Here is a 21751-nt window from a genome sequence, read left to right as displayed (position 1 = left end):
TGACACGGTGTCCGGGTCACTCGGCGGCGTGCACCGCCCGGCCGCCGACGTAGGTGCGCAGGACGCGGGTGTCGGCGATCTCGTCGGCGGGGGCGGCGAACGGGTCGCGGTCGAGGACGACCAGGTCCGCGAGGTGGCCGGGCCGGAGGGCGCCGGTGCCGTCGAGGCGGTTGAGGTGGGCGGTGCCGGCGGTGTAGGCGGCGAGGGCGGTGGCCAGGTCGAGCCGCTGCTCGGGGAGGAAGACGGGGGTCGAAGGGTCGGCGCCGGGTTCGCGGCGGTTGACGGCGACGTGCAGGCCGTCGATCGGGACGGGGCTGGAGACCGGCCAGTCGCTGCCCGCGGCGAGGGTGGCGCCGGCCCGCAGCAGGTCGCCGAACGGGTACTGCCAGGCGGCGCGTTCGGGGCCGAGGAAGGGGATGGTGAGCTCGTCCATCTGCGGTTCGTGGGCGGCCCACAGCGGCTGGATGTTGGCGATCGCACCGAGCGCGGCGAACCGCGGCACGTCCTCCGGGTGGACCAGTTGCAGGTGGGCGAGGTGGTGGCGGTTGCCGCGGCGGCCGTTGGCCGCGATGGCGGCCTCGACGGCGTCCAGGGCCTCCCGGACGGCGCGGTCGCCGAGGGCGTGGAAGTGCACCTGGAAGTCGAGCGCGTCCAGCGCGGCGACGTGGGAGCGCAGCGCGAGCGGGTCGACGAAGCTGAGGCCGCTGTTGCCGGTGGCGCAGCCGCAGCCGTCCAGGTAGGGGCTGGTGAGGGCGGCGGTGAAGTTCTCCGCGATCCCGTCCTGCATGATCTTCACCGCGCCGGCCCGGAACCGTCCGTGGCTCAACCTCTCGCGCCGGGCGACGAGTTCGGGAATCTGTTCGGCGCCGCGCGTACGGTCCCACCAGAGCGCGCCGACCACCCGGGCGGTCAGCGTGCCGTCCTGGGCGGCGGTCAGGTAGGCGTCGGACGGGTCGGGGTTGCCGCCGAAGTCGCCGAGCAGGGCGTCCTGCCAGGCGGTGATGCCGAGCGAGTGCAGCATCCGCTGGGCGGCGAGCAGGCCGGCCAGGCGGTCGGCGGCCGTGGTGCCGGGGGCGTGCTTGCCGACCAGGCCGACGGCGCCTTCCTGGAGCATGCCGCTCGGGGTGCCGTCCGGCTCGCGCTCGATCCGGCCGTCGGCCGGGTCGGGGGTGTCGCGGGTGAGCCCGGCGGCCTCCAGGGCGCGGGAGTTGGCCCAGGCGCCGTGGTGGTCGCGGTTGGCCAGCAGCACCGGCCGGTCGGGCACCACCCGGTCGAGCAGCTGCCGGGTGGGCAGGCCGCCGTCGAAGCTCTCCATCGACCAGCCGCCGCCGGTGATCCACTCCTTCTCGGGGTGGGTGGCGGCGTACTCGGCGACCAGCCGCAGGTAGTCGTCCACGCCGACGGTGCCGGTGAGGTCGCAGGCGGCCATCTCCATGCCGCCGAACACCGCGTGCACGTGCGCGTCCTGGAAACCGGGGATCAGCAACCTGCCGTGCAGGTCGACGACTTCGGTGCCGGGGCCGATCAACTCCCGGACCTCGTCATGGCCGACGGCGGTGATCCGCCCGTCGGTGACGGCCAGCGCGGTGGCCCGGGTACGGGCGGCGTCGCCGGTGTGGATCGGTCCTCCGGTGAAGACCAGGTCGGCGCGGGTCATGGTGGAACCTCGAACTTTCTTTGCGGTCAGGCGGATTGGGCGGCTTCGAAGTACGGCGAGCGGCGGCCCCAGCGGGACCAGGCCGCGGCCAGCAGTCCGGAGCCGATCATCAGCACCGGCACCGAGAGCTCGAACCAGCCGTTGTCGGCGGCGAGTTCGAAGTGGTCGGCGGAGGCGTAGAAGGTCCAGGCCAGGTAGCCGCCGACCAGCAGCAGCACCACCCCGCCGAACAGCGGCGCGACCACCGCCTTCAGCCCCTCCACGAAGTCCTCGCGCAGCAGGTGCCGGAAGCGCACGGCGGAGGCGATCGCCACCAGCGCGTAGTACAGCGCCACCACGATGCCGATGGCGTTGACGGTCGCCGAGATCAGCTCGGTGACGGTCGGGATGGCCAGCGACAGCGCGGCAAGTCCCAAGGAGATTCCGGTGATCAGCCAGGTGCCGGCGGACGGGGTGCGGTAGCGCGGGTGCAGCCGCGTCCACACGGTGCCGAGGGTGCCGTCGCGGCCCATCGCGTAGCAGCCGCGCGCGGTCGGGATCACCGCGGCCTGTAGCGAGGCCGCCGCGGAGAACGTCAGCGCCACCAACGGCAGTGCGGCCAGCGGCTGGTGGGCCAGCCGCTCGGCGAAGTAGGCCAGCCCGGTCGCCCCGTTGTCGGCCAACTCGTCCATCGGCAGTACCCGTTGGAACGCGGTGCCGGCGAACAGGAACAGGCCGAGCATCAGCAGCAGCGACCGGAACCCGCCGCGGGAGGCGTCCTTCGGGTCGTGCACCTCCTCACCGACGCTGAACACCGACTCGAAGCCCCAGTAGCAGAACACCGCCAGCACCATGCCCTGGGCGAGCGCACCGAGCGAGGGAATCTCGAACGGGTTGAACCAGGACAGGCTGAACGGCTGGTCGCCGGAGAACAGCCCGTACCCGCAGAACGCGATCAGCACCGCGTACTCGAAGATCAGCAGGTACTTCTGCAGCGCCGCCGCCAGGTCCAGCCCGCGCACCGCGACCACGGTGGCGGCCAGCAGCACCAGCATGCCGATCAGTGTGCACTGGACGCTGGAGTCGGGGTCCAGCGCCACGCCCGGCAGCGCGTGCAGCCCCGCCTTGCCGACCAGCTGGACGATCGCCGAGCCGGTGACGGTGGTGGTGTACGCCATGAAGACGATCGTGGTGACGATGTTGACCCAGCCGGTCAGGAAGCCCAGCCACGGGCTGAGCGTCCGCCCCACCCAGCGGTACGAGCTGCCCGCGTCCGGCTCGACCCGGTTGAGCCGGCCGTAGCCGCTGGCGATGCCCAGCACCGGCAGAAAGGCCAGCAGCATGATGGCCGGCAGATGCAGGCCGACCACGCCCGCCATCAGCCCGAGGCCGATGCCGATCGACGTGGTGGCCGCGGTGCTGGACGCCGCGATCACCACCACCGCGCCGACTCCGAGCGACTTGCGCATCGTGCCGGGGGCACCGCCGCCGGGGACGGGGCCGCTGTCCTTGAGCGTCGTCGCCAAGGGATCACCACCGATTCAGTCGTGGGGGAACGCCCTTACGGAGGGCGCGAGTTGGGGGCGCGCCGACAGCGGAAGCGGCGGGCGCGGCAGTGCGGGGACAGTCCTGCCGCCGGGGGCGCGGCAGGACGGCGACGGGCCGGCCGCCGGGGCCGGCGCGCCGGGTGGGGGCACCGGCGGGAGGGCCGGTGGCACGCCATGAAACCCGCGCGCCGCTTCACACGTCAATGCCGTTGTCATAAGGTCGGCTGCCATGACCGACCGACCCTCCGACCGCGCACCCGACCGACCGTCCGACCGAGCGTCGGACCGCGCGCCCGACCGCGTCGTCCCGGAGGCCGCGCGCCGCCGCCGGCGCCCCACCAAGCAGGGCACCGTGCTCTCCCAACAGGTGATCGTCGACACCGCGCTGCGCCTGGTCGGTCAGCACGGCGCGCAGGCGTTCAGCGTCCGCCGGCTCGGCGCGGCGCTGGGCGCGGACCCGAGCGCGATCTACCGCTACTTCCACAGCACGGACGACCTGCTGCTCGCCGTCGCCGACGAACTCATCGGCCTTGCCCTGCGCGGGTGGCAGCCCACCGGCGACTGGCGCGCCGACCTGCGCGAGGTCGGCCTGCGCGTCCACGCGCACTCGCTCGCCCACCCGCAGGCCGCCGTCCTGGCCGCGCACCGCACCACCGGCCGCGCCAACGAGATCCGCGCCATCGAGACCATGCTCGGCATCCTGCGCGACGCGGGGTTCCCCGACCCGGACGCCGTCAGCCTCTACCACGCCTTCATCGACCAGGCGCTCGGCTTCGCCGTCCTCGACTCCGCGGCACTCGCCCTCCCCGTGCCCGCCCAGCACGCCGACCTCGCCGTCTGGGACACCGCCTACCGCACCCTCTCCCCCGCCACGCACCCGCACATCGCCGCGACCACCCGCCTGCTCGCCGCCGACATGCGCCGCAGCGCCTACCCCCTCGCCCTCGACCTCCTCCTCACCGCCGTCGCCGCCCGCCTCCCCCACCCGGGGTGAACGCCCGGCGCGCCGCCGCCGGCCCCGGTGGTGACGGGCCGTAAGGTCGGTCGCGGGTGTCGACGCGCGGAGGGCGACGGGATGCGGATCTGGATCACCTCGGTGTTCGTCGAGGACCAGGAGAAGGCGCTGCGCTTCTACACCGAGGTGCTCGGCTTCGTGAAGAAGCACGACGTGCCGGTCGGCGGCGGAGCCCGCTGGCTGACGGTGGTCCCGCAGGAGCAGCCGGAGGGCACCGAGCTGCTGCTCGAACCGTCCGAGCACCCGGCCGTCCCGCCGTACAAGGCGGCGCTGGTCGCGGACGGCATTCCGGCGGTGTCGTTCATGGTGGACGACGTGCAGGCCGAGTACGAGCGACTGCGCGCGCTCGGGGTGCGGTTCACCCAGGAGCCGACCCGCATGGGCCCGGTGACGGCGGCGGTGTTCGACGACACCTGCGGCAACCTGGTCCAGATCGTCCGCCCCACGCCCTGACCGAAGGGGCCGCGTCCGAGCCGCGCCCTCGCCGGGCGGGCAGGTGCTCCAGGAGTTCCCCGACGACGCCCTGCGGGCCGCCCGCGCCGGGGCCCGTCCGTCTGCGGGTCCCGGCGTCGGCGGCTTGAACTCCCGTCAGCCGGCCAGTACTTCGGTGGCGTTGCGGACCTGGGTCTCCAGTCCGGCCTTGACCTGCGCCATCCCGGCCGGATCGGCGTTCACCACTTCCTGCTGGTACGCGAAGTCGACGGTGTACCAGATCCCGACCACGTTGCCGCGGTGCCGGCAGTCGGCGTCCGCGCTCGCCACCTTCAGCTCGCGTGCACCGGGCTGCGGGCCGCTGTTCCACTCGGGGTCGGCGATCGCGGCGATCGGGTCGGTGTACCCGGTGACGCCGTGCTCCTCCATGCACGCCGACCACTGCGCGAACGCGGCCTGGGTGCGCGGGTCCTCCCGCGCGGCGCTCAGCGTGCGGAACTTCGCGTCGACAGCACTCTGCGGGTCGCCGATCTGCCCGTCCGGGGTCCCGGTCAGCCGGCGGTTGGCCTGGCCCACGCAGCCGCGCTCGGGCACCTTGTGCCCGTTGATCAGCTGCCCGCCGGGCCCGAACCGGTCCTTCGGCTTGTCGGACCCGGTCTCGGCCGTCCTGATCTCCGGGGCCTCCACCGGCGGCTTGGCGTTGGCGGAGTCGGTCGGCGCACCGCCCACCGGGTGGTAGCCCCAGCGGGTCATCAACTCCGCGTTCTGCCGCCCGTACCGGCCGTCGATCCGGGTGGTCGGCGCGTCCGGGTCGCGCAGTTCCTTGGACATCACCGGGAAGTGGTAGTCCAGGCCGAGCCCGGCCATGCAGGTGTCGACCAGCTTCGCCTGCGCCTGCTGAACGGCGGTGAGCTGCGCCGGGTTGAGCAGGTAGCCGTCCAACGGCAGCGGCAGCGCGTTGGCCGAGTCGGTCACGGGCGCGGCACCCACCGAGGGTGTCGGCAACGCGGACTGGCTCGGCCGCTCGGCGCTCTGCGGCGCGGCGACGGCACCCGCGCAGCCGGCGGCCAGCAGCAGCGGCAGGACGAGCAGCCCGGAGGTACGGCGGGAACGGCGCGGGTGGCGGGGCACGAGCGGGTACTCCTCGAAGTCGGGGCGGGCACAGCTGTCACGGGCCTGAACCGGCCGGCCCGAGCGAGGACGCGGCTTCCTGGCCGCGCGAGCGACCCGGTGTCGCGGTCCTGCTGACGTCGGATCGGTCGATGGTTTCGTCGGCTCAGAGGTAGAACAGGCCCGAAGCGTTGTTGTTCTTCAGGGCCGAGTTCAGGTCCACGGTGGACCAGGCCGGAATGTTCTGGCAGGCGACGGCGCAGTTGTAGCCGCTGTTGTAGTAGACGATGAACGTGCCGCTGTACCAACTGTCGACGGCGGCGGCGTTGTTCTTCACCGAGGTGCCGGAGCCGGTGCCGCCGTTCCGGCTGCTCTGGAAGTAGGAGTTCGCGTAGTCGGAGATGTTGCCGGTCTGCATGAAGACGGCGTTGTAGCCGTTCCCCGAGGAGTTGTAGTAGAGGCAGACCATGTGCGATCCGTAGCAGTCGGCAGTGATGGCCGAGGCCTCGCCGGCGGAGGCCAGGCCGAGGCCGGCGACCGTGGTGGCGACGGCGGCCGCGGCGACGAGCTTGCGAAGACGCATCCGAAGGTCCTTCCTCGACAACGACACCGGAGTGGCGGCGGGCCCCGCCGATCGGTGGCCCACGAACCCCATCCTTCGCCGACCCTGTGGCGGGCCCGTCGCACCTGTGTGGCGTCCACGGCGGTCGGAGCGGGCCGCGGCTTCCGAACGGCACGAACGGTTCGGGGCCGCGATCCTGCTGACGGCGGTTCGGCCGATGGCGCGTCGGCTCAGTTGAGCGCGCCCGAGGCGTTGTTGTTCTTCAGCGCCGAGTTCAGGTCCACCGTGGCCATGGCCGGGACGCTCTGGCAGGCGACGGCGCAGATGTAGCCGGTGTTGTAGTAGATGGTGAAGGTGCCGCTGTACCAGCTGTCGACGGCTCCGACGTGGTTTCGCACCGAGACACCCACGCCGGCGCTGCCGCTCGGGCCCGTGAAGACGTAGGGGGCGTAGTCCGGGATGCTGAAGGTCTGCTTGAAGGTGGCGCCGTAGCCGCCCGCCGGAACCTGGTAGTACAGGCAGACGAACTGCGACCCGGAGCAGTCGGCAGTGACGGCCGAAGCCTCACCGGCCGGGACCAGGCCGAGCCCGGCCACCGTGCCGGCGACACCGGCCGCGGCGATGAGCTTGCGAAGACGCATCTCGTGGTCCTCCCTCGACAACGACACCGGAGTGGCGGCGGGCCCCGTCGATCGGTGGCCCACGAACCCCATCCTTCGCCGACCCCGTGGCGGGCCCGTCGCACCCGCGTGGCGTCCGCAACCACCGGCTCCGAGCTGCGCCTCCCGCCGTGCGGTCGACCGGACGCGGCGGCACCGCGGCCACGGCCCGGGCCGTCCGCGAGCGGGGCCGCGGGCTCCGGACCGCGCGAACGGTCGGGAGCCGCAGCCCTACTGCCGACGGAAGGCCGGAGGGAAACGCCGGAGGGACACGCCGGAGGGAGCGCCCGACGGCGCTTCGGCTCAGGAGAACCTGGTCGAAATGGTGCTGTTCATCGGCAGGTTCACGTCCACCGTGGCCCACGGCGCGACGGACATGCAGCCGACGGAACAGTTGTAGGCGCCACTGCCGAAATAGATCACGAAGGTGCCGCCGTACCAACTGTTGACGGATTTGACGTGGTTCCACACCAGGGCGCCGGCACCGGCGGTGCCGTTCAAGCCGGCCGTGAAGACGGAGTTCCCGTAGTCCGGGGTGTCGGCGGTCTGCTTGAAGTAGGCGCCGTAGCCGTTCGCCGAGGTGTTGTAGTAGAGGCAGACGGCGTGGGTGTTCCCGGCGCAGTCGGCGTCGAAGGCCGAGGCCTGACCGGCGGAGACCAGACCGAAGCCGGCCACCGTGGTGGCGACACCGGCCGCGGCGATGAGCTTGCGAAGACGCATCTCGTGGTCCTTCCTCAACAACGGCGCCGGAACGTCCGACACCGGAGCGACGGCGGGCCACTCCAACAATTGATGGCCCACGAACCCCATCCTTCGCCGCCCCCGTGGCGGGCACGTCGCACCCATGTGGCGTCCACGAACCGACCGCGACCTGTGCGTCCAGCGGCCCGGTCGATCAGAACTGGCGATCACTCAGCAGCCGGCACTCCGCCCGTGAACGCTCCCGAGGCGTTGTGGTCGTTCGCCGCCCCCGTCAGGTCCATCGTGGCCCAGGCGGGGATGGTCACGCAGCCGACGGAGCAGCTGAAGTTCGGGCTGAAGTAGATGGTGAACGTGCCGCCGTACCAGCTGTCGACGGCCGAGGCGTTGTTCTTCGCCGGCACCCCGGCGCCGCCGCTGCCGTTGTTGCTGGGCGAGAAGTAGTAGTTCGTGTAGTCCGGCATGTCGAAGCCCTGCTTGATGACGGCGCCGTAGCCGTACGTCGAGGGGTTGTAGTACAGGCAGACGGAGTGCGATCCGGAGCAGTCGGCAATGATGGCCGAGGCCTGACCGGCGGAGACCAGACCGAAGCCGGCCACCGTGGTGGCGACACCGGCCGCGGCGATGAGCTTGCGAAGACGCATCTCGTGGTCCTTCCTCAACAACGGCGCCGGAACGTCCGACACCGGAGCGACGGCGGGCCACTCCAACAATTGATGGCCCACGAACCCCATCCTTCGCCGTGCCCGTGGCGGGCACGTCGCTGCGAGGTGGCGTCCATGAACCGACCGCCGGGGCGGGGCTGCGGCTCCCGGGCCGCGTGAGCGGTCGGGAGCCTCAGCCCTGCCGGCGATCACTCAGCCGATGGTGCGTCGGCTCAGTTGAACTTGCCCGAGGCGTTGTTGTTCTTCAGCGACGAGTTCAGGTCCACCGTGGCCAGGGACCCGATGTTCTGGCAGGCGACGGAGCAGTTGTAGCCGCTGTTGTAGTAGACGGTGAAGGTGCCGCTGTACCAGCTGTCGACCGCCGCGGCGTTGTTCTTCACCGAGACACCGGCGCCGGCGCTGCCGTTGTTGCCGGCCGAGAAGTAGTAGTTCGCGTAGTCGGAGATGTTGCTGGTCTGCTTGAAGACGGCGTTGTAGCCGCTGCCCGAGGAGTTGTAGTACAGGCAGACCTGGCCGCTGGAGCAGTCGTAGTTGATGGCCGAAGCCTCACCGGCGGAGGCCAGGCCGAAGCCGGCGACGGTGGTGGCGATACCGGCCGCGGCGATGAGCTTGCGAAGACGCATCTCGAGGTCCTTCCTCAACGGCGGTGCCGGAACATCCGACACCGGAGTGGCGGCGGGCCCCTCCAGTGATCGGTGGCCCCGCGAAACCCATCCTTCGTCAGGCCCGTGGCGGCTCCGTCGCACCCGTGTGGCGTCCGCGAAACGGCCCCGACCTGCGGGTCCAGCTGTCCGGTTGACCGGAATTGATTGACCGGCGGCGGCGGGGCGGCTCGCTCCGCCGAACCGTGGGTAGGCCGGGGGCGATCGACAACTCCCCGTCCCGGGACACCGTCCCGGGTCCACCCACGTACGAGGAGGAACAGATGCACTTCGGGATTCTCGGCCCCCTGGTGATATCCGATCAGACCGGTCCTCGGCCGCTGGCGGCCGCCCGCCAACGCGTCCTGCTGGCCGCCCTGTTACTGCGGCCCGGTTTCGTTCCGAGCGACACCCTCGCCGAACTCGTCTGGGACGGCCGCCCACCGGCCGGCGCCGCCACCACCCTGCGCAGCTATGTGATGCGCCTGCGGCGCTCCCTCGGCCCGCTCGGCCCGCGCCTGGAGACCGGCCCCGGCGGATACCGGCTGTCGATCACCGACACCGAACTCGACGCCCACCGGTTCGTCCGCCTCTACGAACACGGAGCCCGGCAGGTCCGCGACGGCTGTCCGGACGAGGGCCTGGCCGCTCTCGATCAGGCCCTGGCGCTGTGGCGGGGCCCGGCCCTCGCCGACATCGCCTGTGCCGTCCTGCACCACGAGGAGGCCGTCCGGCTCTCCGAACTCCGCCTCGACGTCCGCGAATTGCGCGTCGAGGCACTGCTCCGTCTGGGCCGCACCGGCACCGCCGTCGCCGAGCTGCGCAAACTGACGGCCCGCCACCCCGAGCGGGAGCGCTTCTGGGCGCTCCTGATGACCGGCCTGTCCCGCTCCGGCCGCCCCTCCGAGGCGCTCGCCGTCTACCACCGGGTCTGGCGCCACCTCGCCGACGCCATCGGCGTCGAACCCGGGCCCGAACTCCGCGAGTTGCACCACCGGATCTTGCAGGGCGACACCGCGACGCCCCTCTGGGCCGCATCCTGAGGTACCCGACCGGCCGCCGGTTGCCGCGCACCTGTGACGGCAACCCGACCCGGCGGCCACGGCTCCGACCGCGAACCGCTGCCCTCGCCGCGCGACGGTCGAGGAGACACGCACGGGCGCGAGCCGGCACCCGGCAGCGAGCCACCGCGGTCCGGCCAGGAAGCAGCGTCCGACCGGGCAGTGCCGTCCGACCAGGCAGCGCCGTCCGGCCCGCCGGCAACCTCCCGCCCGCCGGCGACTTCTCGTCCGGCAGTCACGTTCCGCTCGGCAGCGGCGTCCCGCTCGGTAGCGACGTCGCGTCGCGTCCCGGATGTGACTGCGCCTCAGGCCAGGCTCTGCGCGAGGATCCGCTCGGTCACCAGGTCGGGCGCGTCCATCGGCAGGGAGTGCCCGGCGCCGGGGACGACCTCGACCCGGGCCTCGGGCAGGATGCGGGAGATCCGGGCGGCGACCTCGGCGGAGTCGTGCAGGGCGCTGCGGGCGCCGAGCAGGACCTGGGCCGGCAGGTCGATCCGTCGCAGTTCCTCGTCGGTGAGCACGGGCGGGACGGGCAGGGCCCGGCGGAAGCCCAGGCCGGCGCGGGTCAGTTTCATCAACTCGTCCTCCAGCACGGCGCTGTTGGCGACCCACCGGGCCAGCCGGGGGCGCAGCGCGCGGGGTGCGGAGGCGGCGAGGCCGCCGGCGATCAGCCAGGCGTAGAAGCGGAAGCCGAAGCCGCTGAAGCCGGCCGGGTCGAGCAGGGTCATGGCGCCGACCCGGCCGGGGTGGTGCAGCCGGTGCTGGAGTGCGACCCAGCCGCCGTAGGAGCAGCCGACCAGGTGCACGTCGGTGAGGTCGAGCCCGGTCAGGACGTCCTCCAGCCAGGCGGCGGCGTCCGTGCCGTCGGCGATCGGTGCGGTCTGTGTACTGGCGCCGGGTTCGCCGATCGGGTCGAGGGCGAACACCTGGTGGTGCTGGGCGAGTTGTTCGAGGTGGTGGTGCCACATCAGGGCGTTGCCGCCGGACCCGGGGAGCAGCACGATCGGCCGTCCGTCCGGGGTTCCGGTGCGGTGGACGCGGGTGGCGCCGTAGGCGGTGGGGACGTCCTGTGCGGTGCGGGGGCCGGGCCAGAGGGCGGCCAGGGCGTGGTCGTAGGCGGCGTGGAATCGGTCGGCGGCCTGGGCGTTCCTGAACTCGCTCATTCGCATGATACATGTGTATCACGGCATGATACGGGTGTACCAGGGAGGCCGGATCATGAACACGAAGGTCGAGCACGAGGAGCGCCGACGGCAGATCGCCGAGGCGCTGCTGCGGATCGCCGACACCCAGGGGCTGCAGTCCGCCAGCATGCGCGCGGTCGCCGCCGAGGCCGGAGTGTCACTGCGGCTGGTCCAGTACTACTTCGAGACCAAGGAGGGCCTGCTGCTGGACGCACTGGCCCGCCTCGGCGCCCAGTTGCAGGACCGGATGGCCCGCTGGATCGCCGCCGCCGGCAGCCCGCCCACCCCGCGCGCCCTGGTCACCGCGGTGCTGGCCTGCATTCTACCCACCGACGCCGAGAGCCGGCGCATCGCCCGCACCTACACCGCGTACTACGCCCTGGTGCTCAACGACCCCGAGGCGCTGGAGAAGCACGGCACCGGCCAGGCCGATGTCCTGGAGTCCTTCCTCGCCAAGCAGTTGCGCGCCGCCCAGCAGGACGGCAGCCTCTCTCCCGCGCGCGACCCGGAGGTCACCGCCGCCGGCCTCGCCGCCATGGTCAACGGCCTCGGCCAGAGCGTCCTCGGTGGCCAGCGCGACGGCGAGCGCGCGCTCGCGATCCTCACCCACCACCTGGACGAGCTGTTCGCGCCCGCCGGTTGACGGCCCGTCGCATCAGCGCCGGTCGTCCACGTACGTGACCGCGCCGCCGTCCGCGACCCGCCAGGACCTGCTGTGTCCAACCACCTGCCACCCCTCCGGCGCGCTGCGGGCGGCGGCGATCCACTCCACCAGCGCGGGCAGCACCTCTGCGCGCAGCGTCTGCCGGGCGGCGGCCCGCCGGGCCGACGGCAGGGGCCAGACCTCGACTCTGAACGTCTCCCACAAGCCCGGATGGATGCCGCCGCCGTAGTTGCCGCGGAGCCGGGGCAGCCACTCGGCCGACACCAGCACCCCGTCCTCCCGGACCGCCCGCCAGAAGCCGACGGGCACGTCCTCCGCCCCGAGCGTGGAGCGGATGTCGGTCGAGGTGAGCGGCCAGGAAAGGCCGCGTGGCAGCTGGCGGTTGCGGGCGGGCATCCGCTGATCCTGACACGGCGTCGACCGGCCGCGCGCGGGGATTTCCGCCAGTTCCGATCCTTCCGATCCTCCCGATCCCTCCGATCCTTCCGATCCCTCCCGTTCCGGCCCGCGCATCGGAGGTCTCGGGTAGGTTGCCCGGCATGAGTGATCATGGATCCGACGCCTGGCCGCCCGCTCCTGTCCGCACCGCGCGGCTCGTTCTCCGCGAGTCCGAGGCCCGTGATCGGGCGGCGGTCATCGACCTGTTCGCCTCGCCGGAGGTCGGCACGTACATCGGCGGCGCCCGTGAGCGGGAGGAGCTCGAACGGACAATGTCGGAGACGCCCGGGCGGCGGCCCGGCCTGTTCGTGGTCGAGCTCGACGGCGCGATGATCGGCATCGTCACCCTCGACCGGCGCGACCCGGAGCACCCCAGGCGCGTCCGCCCGGAGGGCCCGGAGACCGAGCTCGGCTACATGTTCCTGCCGCACGCCTGGGGCCACGGCTACGCCACCGAGGCCTGCGCGGCCGCCCTCGACTGGTGCGCCGAAGCGCGAGCGGGCGAGCCGGTGGTGCTCTCCACCCAGGTCGCCAACGCCCCTTCGCGCCGCGTGGCACTGAAGCTGGGCTTCACCGAGGTCGAACGCTTCGAGGAGTACGGCGCCGAGCAGTGGTTCGGCGTCCGCCACCCGGCCTGAACCCATCCTCCCCACCGGGACGTTTGCGTCAGCGGGCATCCCACTGCTGTGGGGCGGGCAGGACCGGCCGACCCGCGGCCCCCAGCCGAGCCTGACCTCGCAGCGCATCGCCGAGGCGGCCGTGGCCCTCGCCGACGCGGAGGGGCTGGACGCGGCGTCCGTGAACAAGGTCGCCGGCGGGTTCGGAGTCTCCGCGACGGCGCTCCGGTGCCGTGACCGCATACGTTCACCCGGGCTGGCGCTGGCCGTGCCTGAACCGGAGGATTCGGTGGTGGCTTGCGGCCGACCCTAGGCATCGTGGCGTAGCAACAGACTGCCGAGCGTGGTTCGCCGGTGCAGGACCGCCTTGCCGGCACGCGAGGTGGAAATCATTCCGGCACCGCGTAGCGCTGCGGTGTGGGCCGAGACCGTGGCGGCGCTGACGCCGAGCCGTCGGGCGAGCTCGGTCGTGGTGCGCTCCTCGGCCAGCAGGCGCAGCAGCTCGACGCGAGTTTTCCCGATCACCTTGACCAGCGCCTCCGGACCGGCGGAGCCGTCGGGCTGCGGCAGAAAGCCGGCACCGGCCGGGTACGTGAGAGCGACCGGGCAGTCGGGGAGGGCGGACAACAGCGGCCAACCGGTCCAGTGGAAGCTGGGCAGGAGAAGCAGCCCGCGCCCGCCGAGGTGGACCTCCCGCGGCTTGCCCGGGAGCTCCCAAACGCCTCCGTGCAGGCGGGCGCCAGGCAGCAGCCCGGCCAGCACCGAGCCGACGCCGTCTTCCGCAAGTTGCACGGCCCGGCGCACGAACTCGGCGTGGTGCAGGTCCTGCACCTGCGCCCAGACAGGGCCGAGCAGCACCTCGAACGCTGCATCCTGCGCACGACGGATCAGGTGCCATGCCTCGGGAGAACCCCGGTGCAGTTCGTGGATCCACGCCGGGGCAGGGGTGCGCGCGGGTGCGTAGACGCGTTCCAGTTCGGCCCTGACCAGCTCGGCCGGGGCCCGGCGGACCTGTTCCAAGGCGTCCGGGAGGGAGTCCGCCAGCACGTCCAGGAAGCTCGGCGCCCGCCCGCCCGGGACGAGGTCCGCGAGCGGGAGGGTCGCCTTCGGCAGAGCGCGCAACACCCTGCGCCGCCATGAGCCGTGGAGAAGCTCGCCGTCCCGGCGGCACATCATCGTCAGCGCCACGTTGAGCTCCTGGAGTGGCGCGGGCCGAGGCGCGAGGCCGACCCGGGCGAAGTCGTCCGGCGTGAAGTGGATCCGGAGCACGGCTCCCCCTGCCTGTCGGCCCCAACCGCGTCCCGGGCGCCATCCTTGAGCCCCCAACCTAAACGCTCGCCGACGCCGGGCCGGGCGGGACAGCATGCACGACATGACTCACGACTTCTCACTCAGCCGACGCGCCGTCACCAGGTCCGCACTGCTGGGCGCCGCCGCCCTGTTGCTCGGCGCCACCGACCGCGCCTACGCCGATGCCGGGGCCACCGCCGCGGGCCGAGTCCCGGGCGATGCCGTTCTCACCCTGCCCGCGCCCACGGGCCGCCACCTCGTGGGGTGCCGGCCGGTGTACCTCGTCGACGACTCCCGGCGCGACCCGTGGGCGCCCGAGATCCCCGTGCGGGAGCTCATGCTGACGGTCTACTACCCGGCCCGCGACGTCGCCGGCCGCGCCCCGGCTCCACAGTTGCCGCCGCAGGCCGCGGAAGCGTTCGGAGAGGTCGCTCCGCTCAGTCCCCTCCACCTGCCCGCCGCGGGCGTGAACTGGGGCGCCACCCGGTCCCACGCGTTCGAGGGCGCGTCGCCGCTGTCGGGCCGATGGCCGGTGCTGGTGCACAGCCCCGGCGGCGGCGACCCGCGCGGCCTGGGGACATCCCTGGCCGAAGACCTGGCCAGTCACGGCGCCGTCGTCTTCTCCGTCGACCACCCCGGCGACGCCGCAGCGGTCGAGTTCCCGGATGCCCGGCCGTACCGGAGCGACACCGTGCGGACGACCGTCTTCCGCGGCGACCCGCGGGACCAGCCGGCCGTGGCCCGCACGATGATCGACGCGCGGATCGCCGACCTGCACTGCGTCCTCGGGCGGCTCCGGCACGCGGCCGACCTGCCGCTGCCGCGCGGCCTCGCCGAGACGCTCGACCTGCGCCGCCTCGGCGTGTACGGGCACTCCGCCGGCGGGAGCGCCGTGACCGAGGTGATGTACGAGGACCGACGGGTGCGTGCCGGGATCAACCTGGAGGGCTACCTGGACTACCCGCCCGACGCGCCCGGCGACGCCGCCGAACCGTTCCCCGTCGCGGCAGACGGGATTGACCGGCCACTGCTCCTGCTCGGCAGCGAGGGGTTCAATCGCCGGCAGGAACTGGACCGCTCCTGGTCGGCCCTGGCCGCACTCTCCGGTCGATGGGTCCGCAGCGCGCGGATCGCCGACGCCAACCACTGGATCTTCACCGACTACGCTGCGATGCTCCCCCAGCTCCAGGCAGCCGGGTTGATGACGGCTGCGGAGCGCAACGTGCTGATCGGCACCGTCGATCCGACCGTATCGGTCCCCAAGGTCCGCCACACGGTCCGCAGGTTCTTCGCACGACACCTGGCCGGCCACTGATCCGGAAGCAACGGCCCATGACCGCACAGGTTCACCAGTCTGCTCGTTCCCGGGTCCGGACCGTGTGGTTCGGGTCGTTCGAGTTGGCGAGGGTGAACTGCCGCAGCGGTCCGAAGCGCGCTTCGACCGGGTTCGCCCAGGAGCCGTTGGTCGGGGTGAAGCAGAGGCCCGGTTCGACCGGAGCGCGGCCGGGGTGTTCGCGGTCCCTTGCGGCGGCGGTTGACGCCCCACAAGGTGTCGGCACCGACCGACTGGCAGCCGTGGAAGCAGGTCACGCCATGGATGCGGTGGTAGGTGGCCGGCAGCCGTTCGGGGCGGCCCTGATGGACCGCCCCGCCGAACCGTCCGAGGAGCCCTCAGACCACTGACGCAGCGCTGCCCGCCTTCGCCGCCCGGCGGTCGACGAGGGCGCAGACCAGCACGGCGACCATCACGAAGGCCACCATCGCCCGGAGCAGGCCGCTCTCGGGATAGGTGTCGGCGATCGCGTGCAGGGCCAGGTACGCGGCACCGAGACCGGCCCCCGCAGCGAGGGCGAGCGGCAGCAGCGCCCGCCGGACCTGCTCGTGCCACAGCGCGGCAACCGCGGTGAACAGCCCGCCGGCCAGGGCGACTTCAGGATGGGCGAACCCCAACCCGTAACGCACCGCCAGCGCCGGCACCAGGAACAGCACCAGCCCGCGGCGCAGCACCGCGGCGAGCGCGGCCGTGGCCGGTCCGGTCGTGTCCCGTCCCGCCGGGCTCCACCTCCCGGTGACCGCCAGCGCCGCCAGGCACAGCAGCAGTTCGGGCCAACGGGTGCTCAGATGCGCCGAGTTGTAGAGCAGCGCGGTGTCGTACACCACCATCACCAGCCCGCCGACCGCCCACAGCGAGACGGCGAAGTGCAGCAACCCGACTGTCCCCGGCCGGAGTTCCGTCCCGCGGTCGCGCCGCGCCAGGGCCCACACCAGCGGGGCGGTGACGGCCGCGGACCCGGCGCGGATCAGCAGGTCCTGGCCGGTCCACGGATTGCGCAGCGCCCACTCGACCACGCCGAACACCACCGTGTACGAGAGCGCCGCCGCCCCCACCAGCGGCCACGATCCGAACGCGGCCCGGTACCGCGCCGGACTCAGCCTGCGCAGCACCGTCCCGTACGCGAACAGCACGAACGGCAGCTCCAGGAAGGCCTGCACCCGCAGCACGCTCGGCCCGAACACCCACGGCGCGGGCAGCCGCTCCGCGAGCGCCCGCACCACCGGGCTCCCCACCGGCTGCGCGAACCATCCGGTCGGCAGGTACCGCGCCACGAACGACGCGTCCCCACCGTGCACCCTCACCACATAGGCCGCACACACCAGTTGATTGACGTACACGGCACCCACCACCACCGCCAGCCCCACCTCGGGCCGAACCGCCCGCCCACCCCGCCCCACCACCGTCCCACCCAGTGCCCGCCACCCGAACCACAGGGCGGCGACCACCGAGAGAACGACAGCGAAATCGATCAGCAGTGCGGTAGTGATCATCCGCCACATCCTACGGGCGGGTGGCCGAGGCAGGTGTTCTCGTACCGCTGGCGGATCCCGCCGTCGGTGTGCGCGACGATGCGGTGCGGGTTGGCGCAGACGCCGAAGAAGCCGGTGATCTCGGCGGCGATGCCGTTCACCGACCCGATGGCTCGGCTCCCGCGCCGGGGCGTCGCGCGTCCCGACCGCACAACTCGTCAGCGTCGGCGCCGGCCCGGCCGGCAGCGGGACAATCGGCCGCGGTCCGCCATGAATCCGGACAACGTCGTACGCGACGCACCGTCGTCCTCGACCGTCGAATTCCGCAGGCTGCTTGCACGGTTGCGCCCGGTGGCCCGCCCGCCCGAACGACGCCCCCTTTGCGCCGGACGGCCCCTGCCCTCCCGACAACCACGCGTGCCGCACGCACCGCACGCGCTCGGCCCGGACTCGCCCAGAGTTCCCGCCCGTCCGTCGGGGCCCCGCCGGGAAGGACCGCACCTGGCCGCCACCTCGAACGCACGTCGCCTCACCGAACCTTTGCACGATCACGCTCCGCTGTCGATCGGCGGTCAATCCGGACCGGCCGACGGCCCCGCACGGCGGGCGAATTGACGACAGTCACGACGGCGGCAGGTAATCGCTTTCCATTCTCGGTTCGATACGACCAACCGCCGACGGACCCCGATCCGTTCGGAGACAAAGAGAGCCCATTCGGTAACGCCAACTGCCGATCCGGACGCATTCTTGGACAGCGCACCACCCTGCCGTCCGACCGCCGGCGAACCCTCCGGGCGTGGACTGGACCAGGGCTCGAACGGGCCCCGCGGCGGACCATGCGACAGAGTGCCCCAGCTGAAGAGCTTGATCACGGAACGTGATCAAGGCGTGGGCGCGGGGGGTTCACAGTTCACTCACAGACCGCTTGGGAAATCGCCCCAACAACCATTGTGGGGCCGGATGGCGAGAGGTAGAGTCCCGGTTCGCCGAAGCACGGACGGGCACCTCTGGGCATTTATCTTGGAGCGCGCATGTCAAAGAACGGTGGCATCAACAGATCGGGTTCCGACCTGTTGGATGCGTTCGCGGACACCGTTCTCCGGTGGCCCGAGCGAGCCGCGATCGAGTCCCCCGAGCACACTCTCAGCTACCAGCAACTCGCGTTCTCCACCCAGCGGTTGGCCGATCGACTGGGCGACCGGCCGGGCCCGGTCGCGGTGCCGGCCACGCACCACCCGGAGACCGTGGTGGCGTTGCTGGGCATTCTGACGGCAGGCGGCACGTACGTCCCGCTCGACCCGGGCTTCCCGGTGGAGCGGCAGCGACAGATGGCCGAAACGGCCGGCTGCCGACTGCTGGTCGGCCGCGGAGCGGGCGCACACGCCGACCAACTCGGCTTATCCCACGTCGAGTTGGCGGACGACTCGGCCGCCCGGTACACCGCGACCGCCGTCACGCCCGACGACCCCGCGTACGTGCTGTTCACCTCGGGGTCCACGGGTCGGCCGAAGCCGGTGCAGACCCCGCGCCGGGCGATCTCGGCCTCCGTCGCCTCACTCCGGGAGCTGTTCGAACTCGGGCCGGACGACCGGGTGTTGCAGTTCGCCTCGCTGAACTGGGACACCTGCTTCGAGGAGATCCTGCCGACGCTGACGGCCGGCGGCCGGCTGGTGTTCGACCCGGACGCGCACTCGGCGTCGTTCCCCCGGCTGTTGCGGATGGTCGAACGGCGCGGCATCACCGTGCTCGACCTGCCCACGGCGTTCTGGCACGAGCTGGTCCTGCACCTCACCGAAGCCGAAGCCGAACACGAACACGAACGCGGGATCGGGACCGGATTCGGTTCCGAACTCCCGGACTGCATACGGCTCGTGGTGATCGGCGGTGAGGCCGCCAACCCAGCCAGGCTGGCCGACTGGAGCCGGTTGGCGGGCAGTTCGCGGATCCGACTGCTGAACACCTACGGCTGCACCGAGACCACCCTGATCACGCACGCCGTCGACCTGCTCGGCCCGCGAGCCCCGGAGCCGGGCCGCCACTGGGAGCCGGCCGAGCGCGCACCGATCGGACGCGCGCTCCCCCACGTGGCCGAACTACTGGCGTCCGACGGCGAGTTGCTGATCGGCGGGCCCGCCCTCGCGACCGGCTACCCGGGGCTTCCGGAGGTCACGGCCGAACGGTTCGTGGTCCGTGACGGGCAGCGCTGGTTCCGGACGGGTGACCGGGCGGCCCGCGGTCAGGACGGGGTGCTGAGCCCGCTCGGACGGCTGGACCACGAGGTCAAGATCCGCGGCATCCGGGTCGACCCTGCGGAGGTGGAGGCCGGGATCGGCGCCCACCCGGGTGTGGGCGCGGCGGCCGTCACCGCCACCACGCTGGCCGGGCGGGCCGCCCTGGTCGCGTACGTCGTCCCGCGGGCCGGCGGGCCCGACCCCGCGCTTGCCGCCGAACTCCTGCTCTACCTGCGGGAACGGCTGCCCGGGCACCTCGTCCCGAGCCGGATCACCGTGGTGCCGGACCTGGTCCGCACCGCCAGCGGCAAAGTCGACCGCGCCGCCTCGCACCGCCTGCACAGCGCCGCCCCACGCTGAGACCGTCCCGCGCACCACCACCACTGCCACCCCCCGTTCGGGCATCGAACCGTCCGCACATCTGACGACTCGTCAGTTCACGTACAACCAGAGCCGCAGCACTCCGCGCGCAATCGCGCGCCCGCCCGCCGCACCACGTTTCGCGCACCATGCACCACGCACCACGCGCCACGCACAGCAGCACACACCACGCACCGCGCTGCACCACACCGCGCCGCACCGCACAGCACTGCGCAGCACCGCACACCAAGCACCGCTGACCCCGCTGGCATCCGCCAGACCACGCGCACCCCGCACCGGTCGAAGGAGACCCCGATGAGCCTCGACATGCCCGTCACCGCACCCGCCGCGCCCACACTCGTATCCGTCCCGGTGGAGGCGCTCGCGGCAGTGTTCCGCCGGGTACTGGAGCTGGACGACGTCGCGGCCGACGGCAACTTCTTTCTGCTGGGCGGCGATTCGCTGATCGCCACCCGGGTGCTCAGCGCCGTCGCCCGCCAGTACGGCGTGGAGCTGACCTTCGAGGACTTCCTCGCCGACCCCACTCCGGCCGGCCTGGCCGCCCGCATCGCCGCCACCGGCACCGTCGCGGCGGACAGAATCGCGGCCGCCCGGTGACCGGCCCGGCGAACTCCCCGAGCGCGGCGAACGCCCCCGGCGCCGCGAATGCCCTTGGCGGCGCGAACTCCCCCGGCACACCTCCGCGTTCGGTGATCGTGGTCGGTGCCGGTCCGGCGGGGCTGACGGCGGCCGTCGAGCTGGCCGACCGTGGTGTGTGCGTGACCGTGCTGGAGGCCCGGGGCCGGGTCGGCGGGCGCACGCTCGGCATCGAGGTGGCACCGGGGCGGTGGATCGACGCGGGCGCGGCCTACCTGGGCGACCGGCACACCGAGCTCCACGCCCTGCTCGCCGCCTGCGACTTGAAGACCACGCCGACCGTGATGGCGGGCGCCAGCCGCTTCGCGCTCGCCACGGCCGGGCCGGACGGGTCGAACGGGCCGGACGGGTCGGACGGGTCGGACGACGCCGCCGCGACCCGCGACGGGCGGTTCCCGCCGCTGAGCGCCGTCGCGCTGGGCGATCTGTTCGAGCAGTTGGAGGAGTTGACGGCGGCGGTCCGCCCGGACGCGCCGTGGCTCTCGCCCGACGCCGAGCGGCTGGACGCCATGACGGTGGCCGACTGGGCGGAGCAGCAACTGTCGCATCCGGACGCGAAGTTGTTCTTCCCGCTGTTCCTGGGCGAGATGATGGCGGCCGATCCGGCCCGGATCTCGGTCCTGCACATGGCGTTCTACCTGCGGTCGGGCGGCGGGCTGCGCTATCTGAACGCCTTCGAGGGCGGCGCGCAGCAGGACCGGGTGGCGGGCGGCGCGCACCGGCTGTGCGAGCGGCTGACCAGGCAGCTGCTGGACCGGGGCGGGGTGCTGCATACGGAGGAGCCGGTGCTCTCCGTCGAGCAGACCGATCGGGAGGCCGTTGTCCGTACGCCCGAGGGGAGTTACCGGGCGGATGCGGTGGTCGTCGCGGTGCCGCCGCTGCTCGCGGACGCGATCGAGTTCCGTCCCGTACTGCCGGCCCCGCGGGCGGCGTCGAGGACCGAGCGCGGCTGCGCGGTGAAGCTGAACCTGGTGTTCCCGGAGCCGGTCTGGCGGGCGCACGGCCTGTCGGGGTGGTCGGTGAACGCGGCGGGTCCGCTGCTGTCCACTGTGGACGACACCCCGCCGGAGGGGTCGCCGGGTGTGCTGACCGGGTTCGTCACGGGCGCGGAGGCACACCGCTTCGCCGCTCTGCCGCCCGAGGAGCAGCGCGCGGCGGCGGTCGCGCAGGCGTCGCGGCTGTTTCCGATGCTGCCGGAGCCGATCGCCTTCCATGTCACCGACTGGGTCAACGAGCCGTGGAGCAGGGGCTGTTACGCGGCGCTGTTCGGGCCCGGCGACTGGTCGGTGCTCGGGCCGGCGCTGACCGCGCCGCACGGCCGGGTGCACTTCGCGGGCACCGAGACCAGCACCGAGTTCTTCGGCCTGCTGGAGGGAGCGATCCGTTCGGGTCGCCGCGCTGTCGCCGATCTGCTCGGCGAGTAGGGCACGTTCGACGTCCCGGGCCGGGACGTCGGAGCACAGAGTCGGACCTTTTCC

General features: G+C 72.6%; 22 protein-coding genes. 9 read left to right on the top strand and 13 right to left on the bottom strand.

What is annotated here, in order from left to right; translation table 11 throughout:
• Positions 1-16: 16 nt before the first annotated feature.
• A complete protein-coding gene (locus ACIQF6_RS02230) occupies positions 17-1657 on the bottom strand; it encodes an amidohydrolase (protein ID WP_400889039.1) in 1641 nt (546 codons plus the stop codon).
• 26 nt (positions 1658-1683) lie between these two features.
• A complete protein-coding gene (locus ACIQF6_RS02225; RefSeq protein ID WP_400890077.1) occupies positions 1684-3105 on the bottom strand; it encodes an APC family permease in 1422 nt (473 codons plus the stop codon).
• A 307-nt stretch (positions 3106-3412) separates the two neighbouring features.
• Here ACIQF6_RS02225 and ACIQF6_RS02220 point away from each other — a divergent pair, with 307 nt between their 5' ends.
• Positions 3413-4177, top strand: a complete 765-nt coding sequence (locus tag ACIQF6_RS02220; protein WP_400889036.1) for a TetR/AcrR family transcriptional regulator — start codon at positions 3413-3415, stop codon at positions 4175-4177.
• Positions 4178-4258: 81 nt separating this feature from the next.
• The gene (locus ACIQF6_RS02215; RefSeq protein WP_400889034.1) at positions 4259-4651 is read left to right on the top strand and encodes a VOC family protein; all 393 of its coding nucleotides are present in this window, start codon (positions 4259-4261) and stop codon (positions 4649-4651) included.
• A gap of 135 nt (positions 4652-4786) precedes the next feature.
• Here ACIQF6_RS02215 and ACIQF6_RS02210 read toward each other — a convergent pair whose 3' ends face one another.
• The 6 genes from ACIQF6_RS02210 to ACIQF6_RS02185 form a co-directional block, all read right to left on the bottom strand.
• A complete protein-coding gene (locus ACIQF6_RS02210; protein WP_400889031.1) occupies positions 4787-5761 on the bottom strand; it encodes a hypothetical protein in 975 nt (324 codons plus the stop codon).
• Between the two features lie 145 nt (positions 5762-5906).
• Positions 5907-6323 carry a hypothetical protein gene (locus tag ACIQF6_RS02205; protein WP_400889028.1) on the bottom strand — a complete coding sequence of 139 codons (417 nt, stop codon included), beginning with the start codon at positions 6321-6323 and terminating at the stop codon, positions 5907-5909.
• 209 nt (positions 6324-6532) lie between these two features.
• Entirely contained in the window at positions 6533-6943 is a 411-nt protein-coding gene (locus ACIQF6_RS02200; RefSeq protein WP_400889025.1) for a hypothetical protein, read from the bottom strand.
• Positions 6944-7264: 321 nt separating this feature from the next.
• Complete coding sequence (locus tag ACIQF6_RS02195) at positions 7265-7681, bottom strand: hypothetical protein (RefSeq protein WP_400889022.1); 417 nt, start codon at positions 7679-7681, stop codon at positions 7265-7267.
• A gap of 188 nt (positions 7682-7869) precedes the next feature.
• Complete coding sequence (locus ACIQF6_RS02190; RefSeq protein ID WP_400889020.1) at positions 7870-8304, bottom strand: hypothetical protein; 435 nt, start codon at positions 8302-8304, stop codon at positions 7870-7872.
• A gap of 233 nt (positions 8305-8537) precedes the next feature.
• Positions 8538-8948 carry a hypothetical protein gene (locus tag ACIQF6_RS02185; protein WP_400889018.1) on the bottom strand — a complete coding sequence of 137 codons (411 nt, stop codon included), beginning with the start codon at positions 8946-8948 and terminating at the stop codon, positions 8538-8540.
• 302 nt (positions 8949-9250) lie between these two features.
• Between ACIQF6_RS02185 and ACIQF6_RS02180 the strand changes: the two genes are divergently transcribed.
• Positions 9251-10009, top strand: coding sequence for a BTAD domain-containing putative transcriptional regulator (locus tag ACIQF6_RS02180; protein WP_400889015.1), 759 nt, complete (start codon positions 9251-9253; stop codon positions 10007-10009).
• A gap of 323 nt (positions 10010-10332) precedes the next feature.
• Here the strand turns inward: ACIQF6_RS02180 and ACIQF6_RS02175 are convergent, their stop codons facing one another.
• Positions 10333-11190 carry an alpha/beta fold hydrolase gene (locus ACIQF6_RS02175; RefSeq protein ID WP_400889012.1) on the bottom strand — a complete coding sequence of 286 codons (858 nt, stop codon included), beginning with the start codon at positions 11188-11190 and terminating at the stop codon, positions 10333-10335.
• A 55-nt stretch (positions 11191-11245) separates the two neighbouring features.
• Here ACIQF6_RS02175 and ACIQF6_RS02170 point away from each other — a divergent pair, with 55 nt between their 5' ends.
• Positions 11246-11854: a TetR/AcrR family transcriptional regulator gene (locus ACIQF6_RS02170; protein WP_400889009.1), complete on the top strand. Its 609-nt coding sequence runs from the start codon at positions 11246-11248 to the stop codon at positions 11852-11854.
• 12 nt (positions 11855-11866) lie between these two features.
• Here the strand turns inward: ACIQF6_RS02170 and ACIQF6_RS02165 are convergent, their stop codons facing one another.
• Positions 11867-12271 (bottom strand): hypothetical protein, encoded by a 405-nt coding sequence (locus tag ACIQF6_RS02165; protein WP_400889007.1) that lies wholly within the window; start codon positions 12269-12271, stop codon positions 11867-11869.
• 143 nt (positions 12272-12414) lie between these two features.
• Between ACIQF6_RS02165 and ACIQF6_RS02160 the strand changes: the two genes are divergently transcribed.
• Positions 12415-12951 (top strand): GNAT family N-acetyltransferase, encoded by a 537-nt coding sequence (locus ACIQF6_RS02160; RefSeq protein WP_400889004.1) that lies wholly within the window; start codon positions 12415-12417, stop codon positions 12949-12951.
• Positions 12952-13239: 288 nt separating this feature from the next.
• On the opposite strand, the gene ACIQF6_RS02155 is transcribed toward ACIQF6_RS02160, so the two are convergent.
• Positions 13240-14118, bottom strand: coding sequence for an ArsR/SmtB family transcription factor (locus ACIQF6_RS02155; RefSeq protein WP_400889001.1), 879 nt, complete (start codon positions 14116-14118; stop codon positions 13240-13242).
• 184 nt (positions 14119-14302) lie between these two features.
• Here ACIQF6_RS02155 and ACIQF6_RS02150 point away from each other — a divergent pair, with 184 nt between their 5' ends.
• Entirely contained in the window at positions 14303-15535 is a 1233-nt protein-coding gene (locus tag ACIQF6_RS02150; protein ID WP_400888998.1) for an alpha/beta hydrolase, read from the top strand.
• A gap of 356 nt (positions 15536-15891) precedes the next feature.
• Here ACIQF6_RS02150 and ACIQF6_RS02145 read toward each other — a convergent pair whose 3' ends face one another.
• Together ACIQF6_RS02145 and ACIQF6_RS02140 are read right to left on the bottom strand one after the other, a co-directional pair.
• On the bottom strand, positions 15892-17046 hold the full coding sequence (locus tag ACIQF6_RS02145; RefSeq protein WP_400888996.1) for a hypothetical protein: 1155 nt from the start codon (positions 17044-17046) through the stop codon (positions 15892-15894).
• A complete protein-coding gene (locus ACIQF6_RS02140) occupies positions 17043-17186 on the bottom strand; it encodes a hypothetical protein (RefSeq protein ID WP_400888993.1) in 144 nt (47 codons plus the stop codon). The genes ACIQF6_RS02145 and ACIQF6_RS02140 overlap by 4 nt, the downstream gene beginning before the upstream one ends.
• A gap of 870 nt (positions 17187-18056) precedes the next feature.
• On the opposite strand from ACIQF6_RS02140, the gene ACIQF6_RS02135 reads away from it, so the two are divergent.
• The 3 genes from ACIQF6_RS02135 (at position 18057) to ACIQF6_RS02125 (ending at position 21697) form a co-directional block, all read left to right on the top strand.
• Entirely contained in the window at positions 18057-19616 is a 1560-nt protein-coding gene (locus tag ACIQF6_RS02135; RefSeq protein ID WP_400888990.1) for an AMP-binding protein, read from the top strand.
• Positions 19617-19931: 315 nt separating this feature from the next.
• Positions 19932-20234 (top strand): phosphopantetheine-binding protein, encoded by a 303-nt coding sequence (locus tag ACIQF6_RS02130; RefSeq protein WP_400888987.1) that lies wholly within the window; start codon positions 19932-19934, stop codon positions 20232-20234.
• Positions 20231-21697, top strand: a complete 1467-nt coding sequence (locus ACIQF6_RS02125; RefSeq protein WP_400888985.1) for a flavin monoamine oxidase family protein — start codon at positions 20231-20233, stop codon at positions 21695-21697. The genes ACIQF6_RS02130 and ACIQF6_RS02125 overlap by 4 nt, the downstream gene beginning before the upstream one ends.
• The last annotated feature ends 54 nt before the right edge of the window (positions 21698-21751 follow it).

Source organism: Kitasatospora sp. NPDC092948 (assembly GCF_044754805.1).
In the GTDB taxonomy this organism is placed as follows: domain Bacteria; phylum Actinomycetota; class Actinomycetes; order Streptomycetales; family Streptomycetaceae; genus Kitasatospora.
The sequence above is the reverse complement of the archived record's forward strand: the minus strand, read 5'-3'. Positions and strand labels throughout refer to the sequence as shown.